Here is a 321-nt window from a genome sequence, read left to right as displayed (position 1 = left end):
TTTACAACTCATTACCGGGTACTGGCCCGTGTTTAGCTCCTAGGTTACTAGTGGCTATTGGGGAAAACCGTAGTCGATTCAATAGCGCATCGGAAATTCAAATGTATGCAGGGATAGCCCCCGTATCAGTGCTCTAAATTTACTCGCCAATCATTTATAGAATGGGCTACTAAAAGCATAAGGCAATCTTATTGGACGGAAATCTATTATCAGCAACAAAGGGAAAAAGGCAATACTCACCAGGCAGCTGTGCGTTCGTTAGCATTTAAGTGGATACGGATCGTATTTCGATGCTGGAAAACTAAAGAGCCATACAATGAA

1 pseudogene is annotated in these 321 nt (G+C 42.4%); it reads left to right on the top strand.

The annotated features are described in order from the left end of the window. Window positions 1-321, top strand: a pseudogene (locus H4J65_RS00085) (transposase); the annotation flags it as partial.

Origin of the sequence: Colwellia sp. MB02u-9 (assembly GCF_014077085.1) — a bacterium.
GTDB lineage: Bacteria > Pseudomonadota > Gammaproteobacteria > Enterobacterales > Alteromonadaceae > Cognaticolwellia.
Note: the sequence above shows the minus strand (reverse complement) of the source record. Positions and strands in the feature narration are given on the sequence as shown.